The organism is Ulvibacterium sp., assembly GCF_965248315.1.
Classification (GTDB): Bacteria; Bacteroidota; Bacteroidia; order Flavobacteriales; family Flavobacteriaceae; genus Ulvibacterium.
In genome coordinates this window covers 414,667-435,599 of the sequence record NZ_CBDFIX010000002.1, presented here as the reverse complement: position 1 = coordinate 435,599, position 20,933 = coordinate 414,667, and the positions used below count along the sequence as shown (strand labels likewise).

Annotated in this window: 16 protein-coding genes; 6 read left to right on the top strand and 10 right to left on the bottom strand. The window is 41.6% G+C overall.

Annotation, left to right across the window (positions count from 1 at the left end; genetic code table 11):
- Positions 1-6: 6 nt before the first annotated feature.
- The 5 genes from ACP2AF_RS03445 to ACP2AF_RS03425 form a co-directional block, all read right to left on the bottom strand.
- Complete coding sequence (locus ACP2AF_RS03445) at positions 7-1,335, bottom strand: hypothetical protein (protein WP_425234845.1); 1,329 nt, start codon at positions 1,333-1,335, stop codon at positions 7-9.
- Between the two features lie 11 nt (positions 1,336-1,346).
- Positions 1,347-2,333 carry a nucleoside hydrolase gene (locus tag ACP2AF_RS03440; RefSeq protein ID WP_425234844.1) on the bottom strand — a complete coding sequence of 329 codons (987 nt, stop codon included), beginning with the start codon at positions 2,331-2,333 and terminating at the stop codon, positions 1,347-1,349.
- Complete coding sequence (locus ACP2AF_RS03435; RefSeq protein WP_425234843.1) at positions 2,330-3,328, bottom strand: LacI family DNA-binding transcriptional regulator; 999 nt, start codon at positions 3,326-3,328, stop codon at positions 2,330-2,332. Before ACP2AF_RS03435 ends, ACP2AF_RS03440 begins: the two co-directional genes overlap by 4 nt.
- Before the next feature lie 281 nt (positions 3,329-3,609).
- Positions 3,610-5,688, bottom strand: a complete 2,079-nt coding sequence (locus ACP2AF_RS03430) for a TonB-dependent receptor family protein (RefSeq protein WP_425234842.1) — start codon at positions 5,686-5,688, stop codon at positions 3,610-3,612.
- Positions 5,689-5,718: 30 nt separating this feature from the next.
- Positions 5,719-6,237, bottom strand: coding sequence for a hypothetical protein (locus ACP2AF_RS03425; protein ID WP_425234841.1), 519 nt, complete (start codon positions 6,235-6,237; stop codon positions 5,719-5,721).
- A gap of 130 nt (positions 6,238-6,367) precedes the next feature.
- On the opposite strand from ACP2AF_RS03425, the gene ACP2AF_RS03420 reads away from it, so the two are divergent.
- Both ACP2AF_RS03420 and ACP2AF_RS03415 read left to right on the top strand, forming a co-directional pair.
- Positions 6,368-7,132: an exodeoxyribonuclease III gene (locus ACP2AF_RS03420; protein WP_425234840.1), complete on the top strand. Its 765-nt coding sequence runs from the start codon at positions 6,368-6,370 to the stop codon at positions 7,130-7,132.
- Positions 7,133-7,201: 69 nt separating this feature from the next.
- Positions 7,202-8,242: an NADP(H)-dependent aldo-keto reductase gene (locus ACP2AF_RS03415; RefSeq protein ID WP_425234839.1), complete on the top strand. Its 1,041-nt coding sequence runs from the start codon at positions 7,202-7,204 to the stop codon at positions 8,240-8,242.
- Between the two features lie 3 nt (positions 8,243-8,245).
- Here the strand turns inward: ACP2AF_RS03415 and radA are convergent, their stop codons facing one another.
- The 5 genes from radA to panC all read right to left on the bottom strand — a co-directional run bounded on the left by radA (position 8,246) and on the right by panC (position 13,106).
- Positions 8,246-9,607, bottom strand: coding sequence for a DNA repair protein RadA (gene radA, locus ACP2AF_RS03410; RefSeq protein ID WP_425234838.1), 1,362 nt, complete (start codon positions 9,605-9,607; stop codon positions 8,246-8,248).
- A 160-nt stretch (positions 9,608-9,767) separates the two neighbouring features.
- On the bottom strand, positions 9,768-10,901 hold the full coding sequence (locus tag ACP2AF_RS03405; protein ID WP_425234837.1) for an alpha/beta hydrolase: 1,134 nt from the start codon (positions 10,899-10,901) through the stop codon (positions 9,768-9,770).
- Positions 10,902-10,928: 27 nt separating this feature from the next.
- On the bottom strand, positions 10,929-11,894 hold the full coding sequence (locus ACP2AF_RS03400; protein ID WP_425234836.1) for a lysylphosphatidylglycerol synthase transmembrane domain-containing protein: 966 nt from the start codon (positions 11,892-11,894) through the stop codon (positions 10,929-10,931).
- A gap of 2 nt (positions 11,895-11,896) precedes the next feature.
- Positions 11,897-12,247 carry an aspartate 1-decarboxylase gene (gene panD, locus ACP2AF_RS03395; protein WP_425234835.1) on the bottom strand — a complete coding sequence of 117 codons (351 nt, stop codon included), beginning with the start codon at positions 12,245-12,247 and terminating at the stop codon, positions 11,897-11,899.
- A 13-nt stretch (positions 12,248-12,260) separates the two neighbouring features.
- On the bottom strand, positions 12,261-13,106 hold the full coding sequence (panC, locus tag ACP2AF_RS03390) for a pantoate--beta-alanine ligase (RefSeq protein WP_425234834.1): 846 nt from the start codon (positions 13,104-13,106) through the stop codon (positions 12,261-12,263).
- Between the two features lie 104 nt (positions 13,107-13,210).
- Between panC and ACP2AF_RS03385 the strand changes: the two genes are divergently transcribed.
- The 4 genes from ACP2AF_RS03385 to ACP2AF_RS03370 all read left to right on the top strand — a co-directional run bounded on the left by ACP2AF_RS03385 (position 13,211) and on the right by ACP2AF_RS03370 (position 20,902).
- Entirely contained in the window at positions 13,211-14,020 is an 810-nt protein-coding gene (locus ACP2AF_RS03385; RefSeq protein ID WP_120710323.1) for a glycogen/starch synthase, read from the top strand.
- Between the two features lie 6 nt (positions 14,021-14,026).
- Positions 14,027-15,922, top strand: a complete 1,896-nt coding sequence (locus ACP2AF_RS03380) for a DUF4270 family protein (protein ID WP_425234833.1) — start codon at positions 14,027-14,029, stop codon at positions 15,920-15,922.
- Positions 15,923-16,095: 173 nt separating this feature from the next.
- A complete protein-coding gene (glmS, locus tag ACP2AF_RS03375) occupies positions 16,096-17,943 on the top strand; it encodes a glutamine--fructose-6-phosphate transaminase (isomerizing) (RefSeq protein WP_425234832.1) in 1,848 nt (615 codons plus the stop codon).
- Positions 17,944-18,142: 199 nt separating this feature from the next.
- A complete protein-coding gene (locus ACP2AF_RS03370; RefSeq protein WP_425234831.1) occupies positions 18,143-20,902 on the top strand; it encodes a TonB-dependent receptor in 2,760 nt (919 codons plus the stop codon).
- Positions 20,903-20,933 lie beyond the last annotated feature (31 nt).

Sequence of the window (20,933 nt, the reverse complement as noted above, 5' to 3'; positions counted from 1 at the left end):
CAGATGTTATGGTTTAACTGAAAAAACGTCCGCCTCACTTTCGGTGCCACTTGCATTTAACGCGCGTATTTCATAATCTACGGTCTTTCCGCTTTTGGCAATTGCTCCAAATTTGGTTCCATATACCTGGCGTATCAACTGTCCGTCGCTATAGATGTTGTACGCTACTACCCAACTGCCTTTAGTGGGATCGGTGGAAGCTTCCCATTGCAGATTAAATGCACCGTCTTTTTCAAGAAATTTGATGTTCTTGGGCGCAGTCGGTGGGGATGTGTCCAAATCAGGAACTGCACCCATCATCAATGCCTCGATTTCAGCTGCTATAGCATCATCTTCCCGATTTTTCTGAATATGTCCCTGTTTTCGGTTAATGTTTGGATCCCATAAGCATTCGCCATTTTTGGATAGGGTAATCTTACCATTGGTATATGCCGTATAGTTATTGGACTCACCTCTAATCGCATAATGCAGGGCACACTGATCATTGCTATGCCGCGAAATATCATCCGCACCTCCGCGATATTCAAAGTGACGTTCATAGCTTTTACGGACAATATGATTTTTCGGCAATTTCTTCAACCCTTGCCCGGTAATGACGTTGCCGTTGTTCGCATTGTGGTAGTCCCCGTTTCCATTTTCCCAACCGGAGGCCATAAAAGGCGCCGGGCAATTCTCGATGACATAACGGCACATCCGATTTCGTTCTTCCCGCAGACAGGACCAGTCCGTATAGGAGCACAATGCATCCGCCCCGCCCCAATTGGTTCGATCCAGGCCTTTATTATTGAGGAAGTTGCCGCCCATAGTGGCCACGAGCTTTACTTTGTTCTTTACCAGTTCCAAACCGGTCTTGTCGCTATATTCGTCCGGGCCGGATTGTAGTAAACCATAAAAATTATGCATAGTTCCAATAATAACCACTGTGATACTGTTGTCTTTGGCACTTTCCAAAATTTCACGATACAATTTTACACCGTCATGGGAATCCTCCCAATTCATTAATTCCCGGGGATAGTCTTTGGCGATATGATAGTCATAGGTGTTTTCCGTGGCGTGTATTTTTTTGGCATAGCCCTTGTAATCGCCTACGGGAATGGCCTTTCTATTATAGAAATAATTGATAGAGCTAATACACAAGGCAGATTCTTTTTGATCGGTGGAATTAATAATGGCCAAGATGTTGCATTCCCCCTGGGTAGCCATGGTCTGAAGCATGGCAATACAACCTACATCGTCCGGATCAAAGGAAGGGTCTGTATCCAAGATTACTTTTTCCTGGGCAGTTAGCTCCAAGGAAATGAGTGTTAGGACGGCTAAAAAAATGATATTTTTCATAAGAGTGGCTTTTAGAAATCCCCTAGCATAAAGGCCTCTAGTTCTTTTTCCATTTGAGGAATGTCCTTGTCAAGTACTAGATAGGAGTGATTAGAATTTGTTACTGACTTCCAGATATTGCCACCTGTATCATCCGCAACGCAAATGCCATCCGAAACTTTGTGCCAATAGTTTCCCAAACCGTTTCGGACCGCATACAAAACTGCGGTTTGATCAAAGGTGGCATTGTCGATTATTTTTCCTTTGAACAAATGATTCATCCACGGGGCATGTTTGCTGAAATGAAAGAAACCGAGGTAAAGCGGAGTGTCTTTGGGAAGGTCATTGAATACTTCGCCTGTTTTTATTGCAGAACCCAACTCCGCACCGGAGAAGGTAATAGGCAAGGTGAGGTTTTCCAGTACATACTTTGTGATTCCGGGCATGTCCCCATTAAAATTCCATTCATCCTTGCTAGTTGGAAAATTGCCTCCCATGATTACAAATTCCTTGACCTTGGCATGAATCAATTCCGAGCCGTCAAGAGGGGAGAAGGCATCGGGCTTTGAATCGATTAGTTTTCTAATGTTCATCAAAGGCCCCACGGTAATCAAAATTATACTTTGATCTTCGCTTGCGCTTAGTAATTCTCGATATAGCGCCGTGGCCTCTGGAGCATTGTTATGCGTAACGTCATGCTCTAGGTTGTCAGCAATAACTTTACTATGGTTCCAAGGTGTTTCGTGGGGATTATCCTTTCTTAACCCAATGGGAATATCCGGATTGCCATAGTAGGTGTTCACAGCATCAATAGCGCTTACGGCATACTTTTCCACATTCCAACACATTACCGCCAGAAGGTCGATCTCTCCTTTGTTTTGAAAGTGATTGAGCATGGCCAATGCGCCCAGATCATCCGCATCGCCCCCGAAATCGGTATCAAAAATAATCTTGGTCTGGGAAAAAGTCCCCGTCACCCAAAATAATACAAAGACACAAAGTGGAAAACTGGTTTTCATAATGATATGGATTTTACAGACTCCCGTTCAATAAAATTGGGTGCCAGCATTTGGTTTTTTACGTTTTCCCCGGCCATGAGCCTGAACAAGGTCTCTACGGCAACCTTACCAATGCCCTGCATGGGTTGTTTTATGGCCGTAAGGGCTGGGGATAGCAATTCAAAATAGGGTTGTTCATCGAAGGCGATTAGCGAAATATCTTCTGGAATATGCAAACCAGCCTCTTTAATGGCCTTCATGGCCCCAAGGGCAATTTGGTTGTTCAAGGCGAAGATTGCCGTTGGACGATTCTTTTTCTGTAGCAATTCTTTAGTGGATTCATAACCGTTTTCGATACTATAACCAGAACCTGAAATCTGGGTAAATCTAGTTGGGATCTTATGGTCCTCCATTGCCTGGCTATACCCAAGAATCCTATTCTCATTTACCGAAGTATATCCTAGCCCTTGGATACAAGCGATATTTTGATGCCCCTTATGGATTAAGAACTCGGTTGCGAAATAAGCACTTTGGAAGTTGTCCGCGGTGACAAAGGGAATGGTTTGGTCCTTGAAATAACGATCGATCAACACCAAGGGAATTTTGGAGTTCTTAATGAAATGATCACATTTTTTACCCACGGGTGCCACCAAAAGACCATCAACTTTTCTGCCCAAAAGGAGGTTTAGGGACTCCTCTTCCAAGAGGGTCTCATCTTTGGTATCACATAACAAAATCATTTTGTCCCGTTTTCGAAGCTCTATTTCCACCGTTCGTGCAAGGTTGGCAAAAAAGGGATTGCTGATATCCGGGATGATCAACCCGATAGTATTAGTTTCCTGTAGTCTTAAATTACGGGCGATTTGATTGGGTTCAAATTTGTGTTTCCTAGCACCGTTCCTTACTCTTAGGGCGGTTTTTGGACTAATCCGGTATTTTTTTTCTTGACCAGTAAGAACACGCGAAACCGTAGTAGTAGAAATATCCAATTCTTGTGCCAACTCCTTTATGGTCATAATTGTACGCTTAAATCGTAAAGATTGCGCAATCGATTGTGCAAATATAGAAATTTTTTATAAATGATGAAATCAACAAAAAATAAGAGAATCAAATACTACTTTTTAAACACTCAAATGTTGCTGTTACCTTAGAATTTGAAGTGTTCGTTTTTGAAGGGGTCATTGAAACTTGTTGACCTTAAAGAGGCTGGATTACGAGCCTTTTCATAGGTTTGAATTAGCCTTTTACTGAGGGCTTTTAAAGGGATATTAATGTAGTTTCAAGGGAATTTGTATTATCACAAGAAATAGCTAAGTCTAATACCACCATAAACATTTCGGTCATCCCCGGGATAAAAATAGCGCGGTTCGTTGCCACCAAAACTACCGGCATTGATCAAAACGGATTGAGCATATTTTGTGTTTGCGAGATTGTTTATACCAAAATCCAGTCCAAGGGTCAGTTTTTGGAAGAGTGTTGTACGATATCCTAATCTTGAATTAAAAACATTGAAACTATCACTATACAAAGTGTTTTCATCCCTAAGCGAAATTTCATCCACAAATTGGTGGGTAGTATTCCAATAGAATCCGCCCCATTGTAGCCTTAACCCCGAATTGATACGATGTTTGGGTACTCCTGTCAATGGATTTCCCGAGAAATCGTTTTCCCCATCCACAAAATCCACAAAGCTATGGTCGCTAAAAGTATAATTTACGAAGGGTGAAATTCGAAGTTTTTGGGAAACCTCCCAATCATAGCTCATTTCCAGATCCAGTCCCTGATGTTTGGTTTGGCCGGCATTCCTTCCCACAAACTGGTCATCTCCTACTCTTTGGGCCACTAATAGGTTTTTAATATCCATCCGATACAGGGCGACATCCATAGTTAACTTTTTGTTTGCCAGGGAGAGTAATGTCCCTACCTCATAATTTGTCCCCGTCTCTTGGGCAATATCCGGATTAATGACCCCGTCCGGAGTCAGTGTTTCTTCCAAACTTGGGTTGGAGAACCCGCGACTTATATTGGCATATACCTTTTGACCAGATGCAAACGAATAGTCCAGATTAAGGCTTGGCATCACGATAACCTTAAAATTGCGTTCCGCACTTGTATTTTGGGCACCTGAATTGAACAAGTCCCGAAAATCGTACTTGGTCTTATTGATATTTAGGCCCGCCTGGGCTATAAATCTATTGCCTATTGGAACGGTCAAGGCACCGAACCCATTAAATTGCCTTCTAAACTCGGTATTGTCACTCAGTCTATTTCCTTGCAGACTTCCATTGCCATTATTCTCTTGATATAGATTCTCAAATGTACCCCAATGATATTCATCCTTGTACAATTCGCCACCGAAAGTGTATTGAGCGTTTTGCCCTCCAAGACTGAAACTTCCCGAAAATCTTGTTCGGAAACCATAGCCATTGGTAAACTCATCCAAAATATTGAAAGGCCTGGGCTCAAAATGATCCAAATAGGTATAGAAGATACTTGTATTGTTTTCTAGCTTGTCCGAGAACTTATGATTCAAGGACAAGCCCAACAGCGTATAGTTGTTGGTTTCAAAGCCTTGGGAGGCAGCCCAAGTAAAGGCAGCTTGGGTCGGGTCCTCATCAAAAGCCGTTTGACTCAAGGAACTCGGAATCTGAGCTGTATAATCAATATGGTTCACCAATAGTGAAATGGTATTTTTTTTACTGATTTTCACAGAAGTGTTCAAAAGAAAGCCGTCCCTCTCAAACCGATTGTTATCTCGGTAACCATCTGTTTCCATATGGCCGTAATGAAAGCCTAGGGACAATTTCCCTTCCTTATGTAGAAAAGACAGGTTGTTTTTAAGGAGTGCATAGGAACCTACGGTAAAGTTGTTCCGGAATTCGGTGGATTCTTCCTTTCGTTCCCTGGAATCGAGTATTATGGCCCCACCTAAATTGGTTCCAAAAGCAACTCCTTTAGGACCCTTTATGACCTCAATGGCGGCAAGGTTTTCCAAATCAAATGCCTCAATAGTGGAAAAACCGGTACCATTGGTAACCGGGATATCGTTATAGTACAATCGTAGTTTGTCAGTGCCAAAGGGAGTCCGTGCACCCACACCACGGATGGTTATCCTATTGGTATTCAATGCTCCGGAAAGGATGTAGACCCCGGGGATTTGGTTAATGGCCGAAACGGCATCGATAGGACTGTAGTTTTGAAAGACTTCAGGGCCTATGACACGAGAGGGTACAATTCCGACAGCATTTTTAACTCGGACACTGTCCGTAAGGACTACTTCATCCAAGCGGGTTATACTATCTTTTTGGGCCGGTTCCTGTGCCCTGATAATGAAAGGAAACAATAAAAGTACGGGAAATAAAAAGGGTGCCTTCATTCAATTTGAATCAAGCTTTAAAATTAGGGATTAAAATCGAAATCCAACGGATAGTCCCGCCCTATACATGAAGGAATCCTGAAAGTCCTCCGGATTCACGTTCCTTCCAAGCCCTCCGCTCACCTCCAAACTAAAACGTTGGCTGCGGGTAACCCACTTATTACCAATACCAAAACCAAGGGCCAAGGTACTATAATCGTTATTACGAATGCCTAAGTTGTCTGAATTCACTTCATCCTCACCGGTGTAATACAATCCAAAGGCCTCTGCAAAAAAGCCACTTCTAGGAGCAAAACCAAAATATGCCCTAAAATTAGGTCCAATTCCAAAATTGCCATTGTAATCCTCGGCATCGCCATCAAAATATATGGTGCCGCCTATACTAACGTCCTCATTTAGGAAATATTCATAGGAACCTTCGGCCGTGGTCGTGGCCAAAAAAAGTCCAATATTGAACTTTATTTCATGGTCATTACCTAATCGGGGATAGGCCTGGGCATTTATAAAATGAAAGCTTAGAAAAAGAATGGGAAGAATTAAATTTTTCATGTGTCAAAGCTAAAGGATATTGGAAGTAAATCAAATCGCGTTCCAAAAATGTAATTAAAGGCATATTAGCTGGCAATGGTACTATGGATTTCCTGTAACATTCCTTAATTTCGATTCAAATATTACATACATGAAAATAGTTTCGTATAACGTAAATGGTATTCGGGCCGCTTTAAACAAAGGTTTTTTGGAATGGTTGAATACGGTAGACCCCGATGTGGTCTGTCTACAGGAAATAAAAGCTCAGGAAGACCAACTGGACCTGGAGCTCTTTGAAAAAGCCGGCTATTCCCATAATTATTGGTTCAGTGCCCAAAAGAAAGGCTATAGTGGAGTGGCTATTTTATCCAAACAAAAGCCGGATCATGTGGAATTTGGTACCGGAATAGACTACATGGATTTTGAAGGAAGAAACCTTAGGGTGGATTACAACGGAACTTCGATTATGAGCTTGTATCTTCCTTCCGGAACCAATTTGGCCCGTTTGGAGCATAAGCTTCAATACATGGCCGATTTTCAGGGCTATATTGATGAACTAAAAAAAGAATATCCGAATTTGGTTATTCTTGGAGATTATAACATTTGTCATCAGGCCATTGATATTCACGACCCTGTACGAAATAAAAATGTATCCGGTTTTTTACCTGTAGAAAGGGAATGGATTGGTAATTTCATGGATAGTGGATTTATTGATAGCTTCCGTCATTTTAACAAAGAGCCTCATAACTATACTTGGTGGAGTTACCGGGCCAATGCCCGAAACAACAATAAAGGGTGGCGGTTGGATTATGGTATGGTAAGCGAACCGTTGGGAAATCGGCTTAAACGTTCCGTTATTCTATCCGAAGCGAAACATAGCGACCATTGCCCAATTCTTGTGGAGTTGGAAAATTGATAGTTAGTTAAACTTCAAAGGCATTTTAATTTGTAAATTTGGCCTTTTAAAAAAACCGCCGAACTTAGGATGAAATATACCAACTTACCGCACACCGATATTGAAGTCAGTAAAATTTGTTTAGGTACCATGACCTGGGGCAAGCAGAATACGGAAGCCGAGGGACATGAACAAATGGACTATGCTTTTGATCAAGGCATCAACTTTTTTGATACCGCTGAATTATACCCAATACCTCCACATGCGGACCGGCATGCGGATACCGAGAAAATCATTGGTACATGGTTTAAAAAGTCCGGTAACCGGGATAAAATTGTTTTGGCCAGTAAGATTGCCGGAAAAGCGGAATTCACCAAATTTATTCGGACGACTGGATTTACTAGGAAATCCATTACAGAGGCTGTGGAAGGAAGTTTAAAACGCTTGCAAACCGATTATATAGATCTTTATCAATTGCATTGGCCGGATCGAAATACCAACTATTTTGGCAAAAGGGGATACGCCTATGATGTAACTGATCATTGGAAGGATAATATTCACCAGGTATTGGAAACCTTACGTGATTTGATCCGAGAAGGAAAAATTCGTCATGTGGGACTTTCCAACGAAACGCCCTGGGGCGTTATGCGCTACCTGGAGGAAAGCAAGGTACATCCCAGTTTACCCAGAATGATTACCATACAAAACCCTTATAGTTTGTTGAACCGTTTGTTCGAAGTGGGCAATGCAGAAGTTTCTCATCGGGAGAAAATAGGCTTATTGGCGTATTCCCCTTTGGGTTTTGGTACTTTGAGCGGAAAATATTTGGGCGGGATGCAACCTGCAACTTCAAGGATTACCCTTTTCCCTAATTACACTCGCTACAGTGCAGAAACTGCAGTGAGGGCCACGGAAAGATATCATAAGTTGGCCCAGGACAACGACTTGTCCATGGCGCAGATGGCCTTGGCTTTTGTAAACACAAGACCTTTTTTGACCAGTAATATTATCGGGGCCACTTCTATGCGGCAATTGGAAGAGAATGTGGCCAGTATTGATGTGGAATTGAGTGATTCGGTTCTTGAGGGTATTGAGGAAATCCATAATGCCATCCCGAATCCGGCACCTTAAATATTACCCGAACAATCGGCTTATTACATCCTCGATTTTAGAAACTAATTGGATTTCGATTTGGGTATTTTTCAAGCCAATTTTGTTACGTTTGGAAACATAAATCGTAGAAAAGCCCAATTTTTCGGCTTCCAAAATACGCTGTTCCACTCGCTGCACAGGTCGTATTTCCCCGGCCAAACCAATTTCTGCGGCGAAACAAATACCTTTTTCTATAGGAATATCAATGTTACTGGAAAGAATGGCCGCAATTACGGCCAAATCTATGGCCGGATCATCTACGGAAATACCTCCGGTAATGTTTAAAAAGACATCTTTGGCACCCAATTTAAAACCGGCACGTTTTTCCAGGACCGCCAAAAGCATGTTTAAACGTTTTGCATTATATCCCGTATTGGAACGTTGGGGCGTACCATAGACTGCGGTACTTACAAGAGCCTGAATTTCAATGAGCAAAGGCCGCATGCCCTCTACAGTAGAGGCAATGGCCGTACCACTAAGTCCCTCGTCATTTTTTGAAATCAAGATTTCCGACGGGTTGTTCACTTCCCTAAGACCATTTCCCTGCATTTCGTAAATACCCAGTTCCGCCGTGGAACCAAACCTATTCTTTAAAGCTCTAAGTATGCGATATACATAATTTCGATCGCCTTCAAATTGAAGTACCGTATCTACCATATGTTCCAGAATCTTGGGACCTGCAATAGAACCGTCTTTGGTGATATGACCAATAAGGACAACAGGGGTATTTGTTTCCTTGGCAAATTTGATGAGTTCCGCAGTACATTCACGAATCTGTGAAATGCTGCCAGCAGCGGATTCAATATAATCCGAATGCAAGGTCTGTATTGAATCGATGACCACAATATCCGGTTCCAGGGCTTCGATCTGCTGAAAAATATGTTGGGTTTTGGTCTCGGTTAGAATAAAGCAGTTCTCAGTATCCGGATGGATACGGTCCGCTCGCATCTTAATCTGTTTTTGGCTTTCCTCCCCGGAGACATAGAGCGTTTTGTAGGGAAGTTTTAGGGCTATTTGAAGCAACAAAGTACTTTTGCCCACACCAGGCTCTCCGCCTAAAAGTACCATGGAACCAGGGACTAGTCCGCCGCCCAATACCCTATTGAATTCTTGGTCATATACATCTAGGCGAAGCTCACGCTCTGTATTTATTTCACTGACCCGTAAAGGTTTGGGGATTTTTTCCCTAGAACCCCTGCTTGTTTTCCAACCACTTTTCTCCTCTTTTTGAATGACTTCCTCCACAACGGTATTCCATTGCTTGCAGGAGGTGCATTGCCCTACCCATTTAGCGTATTGGGCACCACAATTTTGACAGAAATAGGCAGTTTTTGTCTTGGCCATCCAAGGGAGTTTAGATTGGCCCTAAAGGTAGCAAGAAGTTTGAAAACGATTGTTTTTATAGATGCGATTCGGATTCGTATTGGAAATTTTCAGATTGAACGGGCCCTGACTATGAATCACTCAAACATAGCTCAATTTTGAACTGGAAACCATGAACTGTTTAATATCCGAAATCCGCCTTGAGCGCATCAATTTTCTCCAATGCCATTTCCTTGGTAAGGAAGTCTATTTCGTCCATGCCGAAGGCTTTTTCAAAGGTACGCAGTGCCTTTTTAGGCTCGCCTAGTTGCTCATAGTATTCGCCTTCAAAATAAAAACCTAACATGGTATCGGGAAATTCTTTTTTACAAAGATCTGAGAGGGATTTTAAGGACTCCAGGTCTTCCTTCTTTCGGGTTCCGGCATAAATGGCCATGACGTCATTGAGTTCCACGAATTTGCGGAACCCAAAAAGGTCCTCTATCATATTGTATTTGTCCTCCAGATATTGGTAGACCGGTTCATCCGAAGTCAATATCTTTTGCTTGTATTCCTGTGGGCTAATCGGTTTAAATATGTTAAAAGTACGATCCCATGCCTTTCCAAGGCCATATGTAGCTATGGAAACTTCGTTAGCTTCGGGATATTGGTCAAAAAAATAGTGGAAAGACTCCTTGTCTATGACCTTAAGTGCCCTGTCCATTTGGAGTATCGTTTCATCCGTCTTTCCCTCAACGATAAGATGATAGAATATCTTCTGCTTTAGGGCATTCAAGCGCTCCGGGACCCTGGTTTCCATTTCAGGGGCCAATGAAGGTGAGATGCTTATGTAGGCATTGAAAAGTGAATTTTCTTTAAAAAGCCAATAGTTTTCAAAATTCGCCGTAATATCATAACCTACGATCATTTTGAAAGGAGCAGTATTATAGTTCAAATCCAAATAGGGAATTATTTCCATACCTAAGAATTCAAAGAACTTTTTCCCCTTTTCCGTTGGAAGTCCGGTATTTTCCTCAAAAGCACAATCTTCCCAGCGTAAGTCGTCCTTACTTTGATGAATACCTACAACAATGGATTCTGGCATACCTTGAAAAGTACTATAGAATTTAGCGGTGGCGACTACTTGATCGAATAGATAATCCCCATCCAATACCACAATGAGCGGATATTTTTTTTCTTCCGAGAGGTTTTCTGGAAAATAGTAGGAAACATCTCTTCTTTCTTGGAGTTTAAAGGATTCAAAAATCTCTTTTGTCACCTGGGCATTGACGCCAAGGCATAAAAGTAGGGTAAGCGTAAGAATTAAACGTTGCATAGGGTGCTTTTTGGTCCGTAGGACAGATTACCGGTTTCTGTTCCATAACGGTAATACCAGAAAAGATATTGCACCAAAAATAACGATCATAAGGTTTTGTGCCGTCCACATGATCCACCCATAGGCATCCCCGGAGGTTTTACTTATTCCGAAAAAGGACAAGGCTGCGGTTACTACAATGGGGAAAAGACCCAAACCGCCATTGGTGGTGGCCATCGCAAAGGCTCCTGCAACAAAGGCTACCAAAAGCGCTCCTAAAGAAAGATTTTCAGTTTCAGGGACCGTAAATTTTATGACCCAGAACATGCCGATATAACAAGCCCAGATAAGTATAGTATGAAATATAAAGCGCCCCTTCTGCTTCATTTTAAAAATACTTAAAATCCCATCCAAAAGGCCTTTCAAAAAAGCCTTGATTCTCATAGCAAAAGCGGAAGTGGATTTTCTAATGACCCTGATAGAGATAACAAGTCCCAGTATACCGGCCCCGATCAGCCCAATTGAGCCCACCAGGCCTATCCCATTTTCTTCAAGGATTCCTAATATTATTTCGGCCTGGAACAAAAATGCGGCAAGAATCACCAAAAGCAACATAATCACGTCTATAACCCGTTCGGTAACTATAGTGCCAAAACCCTTTTCAAAGGGAACGTTCTCATAGGTGTTCAGGGCGGTAGCCCGTAAAATCTCACCAGAACGTATGATCAACAAATTGGCAAAGTAGGAGATTAATATGATAAAAACATTATTGATGATTTTTGGTCGATACCCCAAGGGTTCTAGCAAATAGTTCCAACGTATTGCCCTGGAAACATGGCTCACAATACCTATAAATATGGATAGGCCTACCCAGAACATATTAGCTTCCTGTATATGTAGGATAATCTGTTGTCTGTCTTCTGGTGAAGTGCTGGTATAAGAATACCAGACCAAAAAAACTCCCAAGGATATCGGGAGTATGGTTTTTAGTATTTTTTTTAGCTTATTGTTCAAGATTAGTTTAACAGATTGTTCGCCTCATTAGGGAAGATCAATGCCGGATTAAAGTTTTTGGCCTCATCCAAGCCCATCCAAGCATAGGTGATCAATATCAATACATCCCCAACGGCGACCTTTCGTGCCGCAGCACCATTTAAAGTAAGTTCACCACTACCTCGCGGTCCTGGAATAGCATAGGTTTCCAAACGTTCCCCATTGTTATTGTTAACAATCTGAACTTTTTCACCACGGATGATATTTGCAGCATCCATAAGGTCTTCATCAATGGTAATACTCCCTATGTAATTAAGGTCGGCACCAGTGACCTTTACACGATGAATCTTGGATTTTACAACTTCTATTTGCATTTGACAAAGTTAGTTAATTCAGGGCTATGTTATCTATGAGCCGAATGTCGTTGGCATAAACGGCCATAAAGGCCCTGTATTTTATATTATCCTGTTTTCTTTTGATGGGCATTAAAGTTTCCACATCCACTATTTCAACATATTCCAACTTTAAAGATGGATGTCCTTTAAATTGATCTTTCACCCAATCCATTATGGATTTAGCACTTTCCGTGCCAAATTTCTTTTTGGCAGTCTCCAATGTTTTATAGATAAGACCAGCTTCTTTTCTTAGGGTCGGTGAGAGCCTTTTATTCCGTGAGCTCATGGCAAGTCCATTGGGTTCCCTGACAATAGGACAGCCTATTATGTCCACCGGGATATCCTTGCTCTCCACCAGTTTTCTTATAATTTGTAATTGTTGAAAGTCCTTTTCCCCAAAGTAGGCTTTATCCGGCTTTATAAGTTTCAATAAGGTTTCCACCACGGTGCCTACCCCATTAAAATGACCTTCCCTAAAAGCTCCTTCCATCACTTGGTCCAGGCCATCGAACTTATATGATGTAGAGCCAACCCCGTTTGGATACATCTCCTCTACGGAGGGTGCAAAGACGGTGATTTTATTAGAAAGTCTTTTCAAAATATCGATGTCCGCAATTAAACTTTGAGGATACTTTTCTAAGTCTTCCTGGTTATTGAATTGGGTGGGATTAATAAAAATACTAACAACGGTTTTGTTGTTTTCGGAAATCGCTCTACGAACCAGCGAAACATGGCCATGGTGCAAAGCTCCCATCGTTGGGACAAGCCCGAGAGACTCCTCGTTGCCAAATGACGAAAGATGCGATTTGAGCTCTTTTTCAGTTTTGATTACTAGCATCGTCTTTGTGCTAAAAGCCAGCAAACTTACTATAATTACGGCTAATCTGCATAATTTTTGTAATTTTGCGGCCACGCTTGTCCGATAAATAAAATACAACTTTTATGAATGGTAAAAAGATATTGTTCGTATCTTCAGAATTAGTCCCCTACCTGCCAGAGAACGAAGTTTCCCTAATGTCTTACGAAGCGCCAAGGATGGTCAACAGTAAAGGTGGCCAAATACGGATTTTCATGCCAAGGTACGGCAATATCAATGAGCGTAGACACCAATTGCACGAAGTGATACGTTTGTCCGGTATGAACCTTGTAATCAATGATATGGATATGCCTTTGATCATTAAGGTGGCTTCCATTCCAAGGGAGAGGATTCAGGTGTACTTTATTGACAATGACGAATATTTTAAGCGAAAATCCACCTTTTCGGATGAGGACGGCAATCTTTTTCCCGACAATGACCAACGCGCTATATTCTTTGCCAAAGGGGTGGTGGAGACCGTTAAGAAACTGAATTGGTCCCCGGACATTATCCATGTTCATGGTTGGATGGCTTCTTTGTTGCCCCTTTATCTTAGGGAGTACTATGCCGATGAACCTCTATTTGCGGATAGTAAAATAGTAACATCTGTCTATGGCAGAAGTTTCGAAGGTAAATTGGATGAGAGCATGATCAATAAAATTACCTTTGATGGAGTACCAGAAGAGAATATCAATGCTTTGGAAACTCCCAACTATAATAATTTGTTAAAAGTGGCGGTAGATTATTCGGATGCCGTTATTTTAGCCGCGGAAGAAATTCCAGAAGATTTGTTGAACCACATTTCCAACCTTCAAAAACCCGTGTTACCTTATGTTTCCTTGCAAGAATTTGAAGAAGCATATGATAATTTTTATAACACACAAGTTTTAAAGTAATCCTAAATGACTTTTTTGAAAAGATTTAAATTTTCTGCCGTTGCAGGGGCTTTACTTGTGTTAGTTTCCATTGCTTGTGAAGAAGATTTGACCACTATAGGTGCGGACGTTATTGGGGGTGAGCCCTTTACGACGGATAAGGCCGTTTATGATGTCTTCGCTTTTAACAAAAAGATAGTGGCGACACGGACCAATAAACTACCCCTATATCAGTTGGGCATTTTCAATGACCCGGTTTATGGAAAGACCGAAGCGCGTATAACCTCTCAACTAATACTACCTTCTACAAACCCTACTTTTGGGATATTTACCCAAGAGACAGAGGATAACCCAGATAGCTCATCCGCCACACAGATACCTGAAAATGAAACTGTAAAGGAAGTCATTCTATATATTCCTTATTTAAGGGCAGGGGATGAACAGCGGGATCGGGACTTGGATGGAGTGGACGACGAGTTTGATGTCGATCCGGATGACCCTAATAGTGACTCGGATGGAGACGGCGTTAACGACAATCAGGAAAGGGCCAATGGAACGGACCCTTTGAATGTTGATACAGATGGGGATAGTATCAATGATGGAGAAGATACGTCTACCTTGGCCAACCAGTTTCCAAAAAGATTCGAGCTGGACAGTATTTATGTCAATGGTCAGCTATATGATAATGAAACTCCAGTATCTTTTAATTTAAAGATAGAACGGTCTACTTTTTTCTTGAGGGATTTAGATCCCAACACTAATTTTCAGGAATCTCAAGAATACTTTTCTACCCAGCGATTTTCACCCTCTTTTGTGTCCGATGTTATTTTCGATGGAGAGATAACCGTCAGCAATGAACATATATTGATTCCTATGGAAGACGACGAAACTACGGAGGATGTGGATGAATCCGAACAATTTGAGCGTTTAGACCCGGGAATAAGAATTTCGTTAGATCCTGATTTCTTTCAGGAGAATATTTTGGATAAGGAAGGAAGTTCCGAATTGTTGAGTCAGCCTAACTTCAATGAATTTTTAAGGGGCCTTCATTTTTCAATAACCCCGGTTTCGGATGATGTTATGGTTTTGTTGGATCTTACGGACCCCAATGTTTCCTTGGACATCGTATATGAATATGAAGCAATAGATATCAATGGAACAACAGATGATGTTTCGGACGATGTTCGGGAAATAAGGGAAAGTACTTTCTCCATCGATTTGGTTACGCGGTTGGCAACAGGAGGAATAAATGGCAATGCGGTCAACACATTTATTAACGAAGCCTTTCCACCTCAAATAACAGATGCTTTGGATGTTCAGGAAAATGCTTCTAGGATTTATTTAAAGGGAGGTTCGGGATCTTTTACTGAAATAAATCTTTTTGAAGAGGGAAATGGGGAAGAAATCTTAAACCAAATAAAGGCTAATAATTGGATAATAAACGAGGCTAGTCTTGTTTTTTATGTGGATCGACAAACTTTGGATGCGGCAGGAGAGGCAACAGAACCCCCACGGTTATACTTATACAATGCCGAGACCAATGTTCCCGTATATTTGTCAGGCGCACAGAGGCTTGTAGATTCCAGGACAGGACAGATATTGGTGGCAGCTGTGAACGAGAGTTATGATGGAAGGTTGGTCGTGGAATCGAACAATAAAGGATCCAGATATAAATTAAAAATTACCGACTACATCAATGATCTAGTGCTCCGGGATTCTACCAATGCAACCTTGGCACTTGCCATAACCTCGGATATTAGATCCAGTGCAACAAGAAACGCAATGTTGACCAATGAAGAAAGAGATCTTCCATTTGCATCCACATTAAGCCCATTGGGGACAGTCCTTTTTGGCAGCGCAGTTGGCCCTGGCGATGAAGACAAGAAATTGAAACTTGAGATTTTCTATACGGAAACCGATTAATATCAATGACTTACCACAATACCATAATTCTATTTTAAGCGAGCAATATTTTCTTTCGTTTCATACCACATAAAGAGATTATACGTTTTATATCCAAAAAGTGGTAATGTTTAATGATGTAGCATTAGATTTGCCCCATACTCAAAATAATCTTATTAAATACCTTTTTTATTATGTGTGGAATAGTTGGTTATATAGGACACCGGGACGCATATCCCATTATTGTAAAGGGTTTGCAACGTTTGGAATATAGAGGATATGATAGTGCGGGCATTGCTTTGTATGACGGCACTTCCATAAATCTTTCTAAAACCAAGGGTAAGGTCGAAGACCTTAAAAATAAGGCAAAAAATACTATTTCCTTGGCTGGTCACCTAGGTGTAGGGCATACTCGGTGGGCTACTCATGGGGTCCCCAATGATGTAAATTCCCACCCCCACTATTCCAACTCAGGGGATTTGGTAATCATCCACAACGGGATAATCGAGAATTACGAATCCATTAAAAAGGAATTGACCAAAAGGGGCTACACCTTTAAATCGGATACGGACACCGAAGTTTTAGTTAATCTTATTGAAGAGGTAAAAAAGACCGAAGCCGTTAAACTGGGACAGGCAGTGCAAATTGCATTGAATCAGGTGGTAGGAGCTTATGCTATTGCGGTTTTTGACAAACAAAAGCCGGATGAGATTGTAGTGGCCAAGTTGGGTAGTCCTTTGGCTATAGGAATTGGCGATAATGAGTTCTTTATTGCTTCGGATGCCTCTCCCTTTATAGAGTTTACCAATAATGCTGTATATCTGGAAGATCAGGAGATGGCTATTGTACGATTGGGCAAGGAAATCAAATTACGTAAGATCGAGGACGATGCCATTGCCTATCCTAAGATATTGGAGCTGCAACTAAACTTGGAGCAAATTGAAAAAGGGGGCTATGACCATTTTATGTTAAAGGAGATTTATGAACAACCTCACGCTATTTTAGATACCTATAGAGGAAGACTTCTTGCAGATCAGGGAATTATACGTATGGCAGGAATAGATCAACATCTGGAAAAATTTGTCAATGCCAATAGGATAATAATTGTTGCTTGCGGAACTTCTTGGCATGCCGGTTTGGTGGCAGAGTATATTTTTGAGGATTTGGCCAGAGTGCCGGTCGAGGTGGAATACGCATCGGAGTTTCGATATCGCAATCCCGTAATTACGGATAAGGATGTACTCATTGCCATATCACAATCCGGTGAAACGGCAGATACCCTTGCAGCGATTAAGCTGGCCAAGGAAAAGGGTGCTTTTGTCTTTGGAGTATGCAATGTTGTGGGGTCGTCCATTGCCAGGGAAACCGATGCAGGAGCTTATACTCATGCCGGACCTGAAATAGGAGTAGCCTCGACCAAGGCTTTCACCACTCAAATTACCATCCTAACTTTAATGGCCCTTAAGTTAGGTAAGGAAAAAGGAGAATTTTCAGAATCAAAATTTCATGAGTATTTGGCGGAATTGGAAAATATTCCTGCCAAAGTACAAATAGCCTTGGAATCCAATCCATTGATTGAAATTATAGCGGATGTCTACAAGGATTCCAGTAACTGCCTTTATCTAGGCAGAGGGTATAACTTTCCGGTAGCTCTTGAAGGAGCTTTAAAGCTAAAGGAGATAAGTTATATACATGCAGAAGGCTATCCTGCCGCTGAAATGAAACACGGTCCTATTGCCCTGATCGATGAGCAAATGCCTGTAATTGTGATTGCCACGAACAAGGGGCATTATGAAAAAGTGGTAAGTAATATCCAAGAAATAAAATCAAGAAAGGGGAAGATTATCGCCGTCGTAACTGAAGGCGATGAGCAGGTTACGGAATTGGCGGATCATGTAGTAGAGATTCCGGAAACCGTAGAAAGCCTCACACCATTGTTGACTACAATACCCTTACAACTTTTGTCCTACCATATAGCCGTCATGCGAGATTGTAATGTAGATCAACCACGTAATTTGGCGAAATCCGTTACTGTTGAATGATGGATTTAAAAAAGAATATCTAAAAAAAGGCCACGGACAACTTCCGTGGCTTTTTTCTTTTCAAATTATTGATTACCTAATTTTTCCAATCCTTTTTTATAATTATTATACTATGCATGCATAATTTTTTCCATTTTATGATTGTTCCTTTGTAAAAATCTGTATCTTGCCTTACAAACTAATTTAACTCAAAGTTAACATGAGAACAACACTATTGTTATCCATGCTGATGCTTGTGACGGTTGGTTTCTCACAAACAACGGTGAATGGAAAAGTGGTAGATGAGAACGATCAACCCATACCTGGAGCCAATGTGGTTATTGTTGACAAGACAATAGGCACCGTCACGGATTTTGATGGGTTTTTTACTTTGGAAACATCGGAAATCCCCCCTTTTCAGTTAAGAATTACGAGCTTAGGATATTCCGATGAGTCCACAAACATTACGGAAAATAACCAGACGTTGACCATTGTACTTTCCGAGACCCAGACCTTTTTGGATGAGGTGGTCATCTCCGCTTCCAGAACCCCGGAACGTATTTTCGAATCCCCCGTATCAGTGGAGCGTTTTGGAATAAAGGATATTAAAAATGCTTCGGCAGCCTCATTTTATGGTGGACTTGAAAATTTAAAAGGTGTGGATATCAATACCAGTAGCTTAACTTTCCAATCCCTGAATACTAGAGGTTTTGCTGCAGTGGATAATTCAAGGTTTGTACAATTAGTCGATGGTATGGACAATTCTTCCCCCGCGTTGAATTTTGCTTTGGGAAATTTGGTGGGAATGAACGAGTTGGATGTGCAAAGTGTAGAGATATTACCAGGAGCTTCTTCAGCATTATATGGGGCTAATGCCTTCAATGGTATCCTGTTCATGAGAAGTAAGAGTCCTTTTGATTTTCAAGGAATAAGCGTTTATGGCAAAACTGGATGGACCGCTCAGGAAGCGGCTGGGAACAATTCGTACTATGATGTCGGTGTAAGGGTTGCCCATGCATTTAACGATAAATTTGCGGTAAAGGCCAATTTCTCCATTTTAGAAGGTACGGACTGGTTTGCGGTAAATGAAGAAGATTTAAGTATTCCTGGGGCAAACAGAAGTAACCCGGCGTATAACGGATTGAATGTTTTTGGTGATGAGGTTGCGGCACCCATTGATTTTGATGCCGCCACGGGATTTCCATCCGGAACCTTAGGTTCGGCCGTGGTTTCCAGGACCGGTTATGCGGAACAGGATTTGACCGATTATGGTGCCCAAAGTGTAAAGTTTGATGGTGCACTGCACTATAGGCCATTCGGAGACGATTTTGAGATTATATATAATGGTAGGATAGGTCGCGGTTCCACGATTTTCCATGGAGCTAGTAGATACTATATTGATGACTTCAGACTGCAACAACATAAGTTAGAGTTCAAGAACAACAACTTTTTTGTAAGAGGATACATTACCTCGGAAAATGCTGGCAATTCCTATGATATGCGTTTTACGGGAATAAATGTCAATAATAGATGGAAGTCCAATGCTCAGTGGTTCGGGGACTATGTGGCAGCATTTGCCGGGGCTAAATTAGGCGTAGGGACCGGGGTGCTTTTAGATGACGAAGCGGCCCATGCGGCTGCAAGACAGGCTGCGGATACCGGAAGATTGGTTCCCGGAACTCCCCAATTTCAAAGCGCATTCAACGCTGTAATTTCAGATGGGGACCTGGCTACTGGGTCACGGTTTATAGATAATACAAAGCTGAGCCATATAGATGCCAATTACAATTTTAGCCATTTGACCAAGGATTTTGCCGATATTCAGATCGGCGGCTCTTTTCGGGAGTATGTACTCAATTCGCAAGGAACGATCTTTACGGATTTGGATGGTTCCATACCATATCAGGAATTTGGATTATACACGCAGATTCAAAAACAATTTTTGGACGAAAGACTAAAGTTCACCGGCTCTATACGATATGACAAGAATGAATTTTTTGATGGTTTCCTGTCCCCAAGAGCCTCATTGGCCTATACCGCCGGATCCAAAAGAAACCATAACTTCCGAGCCTCCTTTCAAACTGGCTTTCGGAACCCCACCACCCAGGACTTGTTTATTGGGTTGAATTTAGGGAATGTAATCTTAGTAGGTTCGGCACCGGACAATTTGGAAAAACGTACATTTTCTGTAGCCAATAGCAATACAGGAAATACTGGAGTTTTTGTGCCTAGGGACACCTATGAAAACTCTTTTTCAAAAACCTCTGTAAATGCCTTTAGAGCTTCTAATTTTACCGATACCTCATTATTGGAAGCAGGTAATCCTGATCCCATAACGCCAGAACAAATTTCCGCCTTCGAATTAGGGTATCGCGGGCAGATCGGAAAATTCACCATTGATTTAAGCGGGTATTACAATACATTTCAGGATTTCATAGCCACCGAAAGGGTAATTGTGACGTTCTCCAAGGACGAAACCAACTTGCAAGCGGCCGCAGCCGAAATAAGAAATGGCGATAGTCAGGAATTTCAGGCCTATACCAATTCCACGGCAGATGTAAACTCATATGGTGCTACTGTAGGGGTGAATACGAGAATTCTCGGCGATTTTGATTTGGGAGTGAATTACACTTTTGCGGATTTTGATTTTGACGAAGCTTCCGACCCGGACTTTAGACCTGGCTTTAATACGCCCAAACATAAAGTAAAGGCTTCTTTTGGAAACGAGGAGTTGTTCAAAAATTTTGGATTCAATGTAAATTATAGATGGAGCGATGCCTTTTTCTGGCAGGCTTCCTTTGCGGATGGGGATGTACCTGCATATACCGTTTTGGATGCCCAAATCAATTATTCAATACCAAAAATAAAATCGGTTTTCAAAATTGGCGGTTCCAACCTCTTGGCGAACGAATATTTCACTGCTGTGGGAACAGGGCTCGTTGGATCTATCTATTACCTTTCTTGGACTATTAACCCATAATATAGAATAAAATATAAGGTATAAAAAGGGT

Coding starts and splice junctions, on each gene's coding strand:
- ACP2AF_RS03445 (WP_425234845.1), bottom strand. CDS start 1,335: ATGAAAAATATCATTTTTTTAGCCGTCCTAACACTCATTTCCTTGGAG.
- ACP2AF_RS03440 (WP_425234844.1), bottom strand. CDS start 2,333: ATGAAAACCAGTTTTCCACTTTGTGTCTTTGTATTATTTTGGGTGACG.
- ACP2AF_RS03435 (WP_425234843.1), bottom strand. CDS start 3,328: ATGACCATAAAGGAGTTGGCACAAGAATTGGATATTTCTACTACTACG.
- ACP2AF_RS03430 (WP_425234842.1), bottom strand. CDS start 5,688: ATGAAGGCACCCTTTTTATTTCCCGTACTTTTATTGTTTCCTTTCATT.
- ACP2AF_RS03425 (WP_425234841.1), bottom strand. CDS start 6,237: ATGAAAAATTTAATTCTTCCCATTCTTTTTCTAAGCTTTCATTTTATA.
- ACP2AF_RS03420 (WP_425234840.1), top strand. CDS start 6,368: ATGAAAATAGTTTCGTATAACGTAAATGGTATTCGGGCCGCTTTAAAC.
- ACP2AF_RS03415 (WP_425234839.1), top strand. CDS start 7,202: ATGAAATATACCAACTTACCGCACACCGATATTGAAGTCAGTAAAATT.
- radA (WP_425234838.1), bottom strand. CDS start 9,607: ATGGCCAAGACAAAAACTGCCTATTTCTGTCAAAATTGTGGTGCCCAA.
- ACP2AF_RS03405 (WP_425234837.1), bottom strand. CDS start 10,901: ATGCAACGTTTAATTCTTACGCTTACCCTACTTTTATGCCTTGGCGTC.
- panD (WP_425234835.1), bottom strand. CDS start 12,247: ATGCAAATAGAAGTTGTAAAATCCAAGATTCATCGTGTAAAGGTCACT.
- panC (WP_425234834.1), bottom strand. CDS start 13,106: ATGCTAGTAATCAAAACTGAAAAAGAGCTCAAATCGCATCTTTCGTCA.
- ACP2AF_RS03385 (WP_120710323.1), top strand. CDS start 13,211: ATGAATGGTAAAAAGATATTGTTCGTATCTTCAGAATTAGTCCCCTAC.
- ACP2AF_RS03380 (WP_425234833.1), top strand. CDS start 14,027: ATGACTTTTTTGAAAAGATTTAAATTTTCTGCCGTTGCAGGGGCTTTA.
- glmS (WP_425234832.1), top strand. CDS start 16,096: ATGTGTGGAATAGTTGGTTATATAGGACACCGGGACGCATATCCCATT.
- ACP2AF_RS03370 (WP_425234831.1), top strand. CDS start 18,143: ATGAGAACAACACTATTGTTATCCATGCTGATGCTTGTGACGGTTGGT.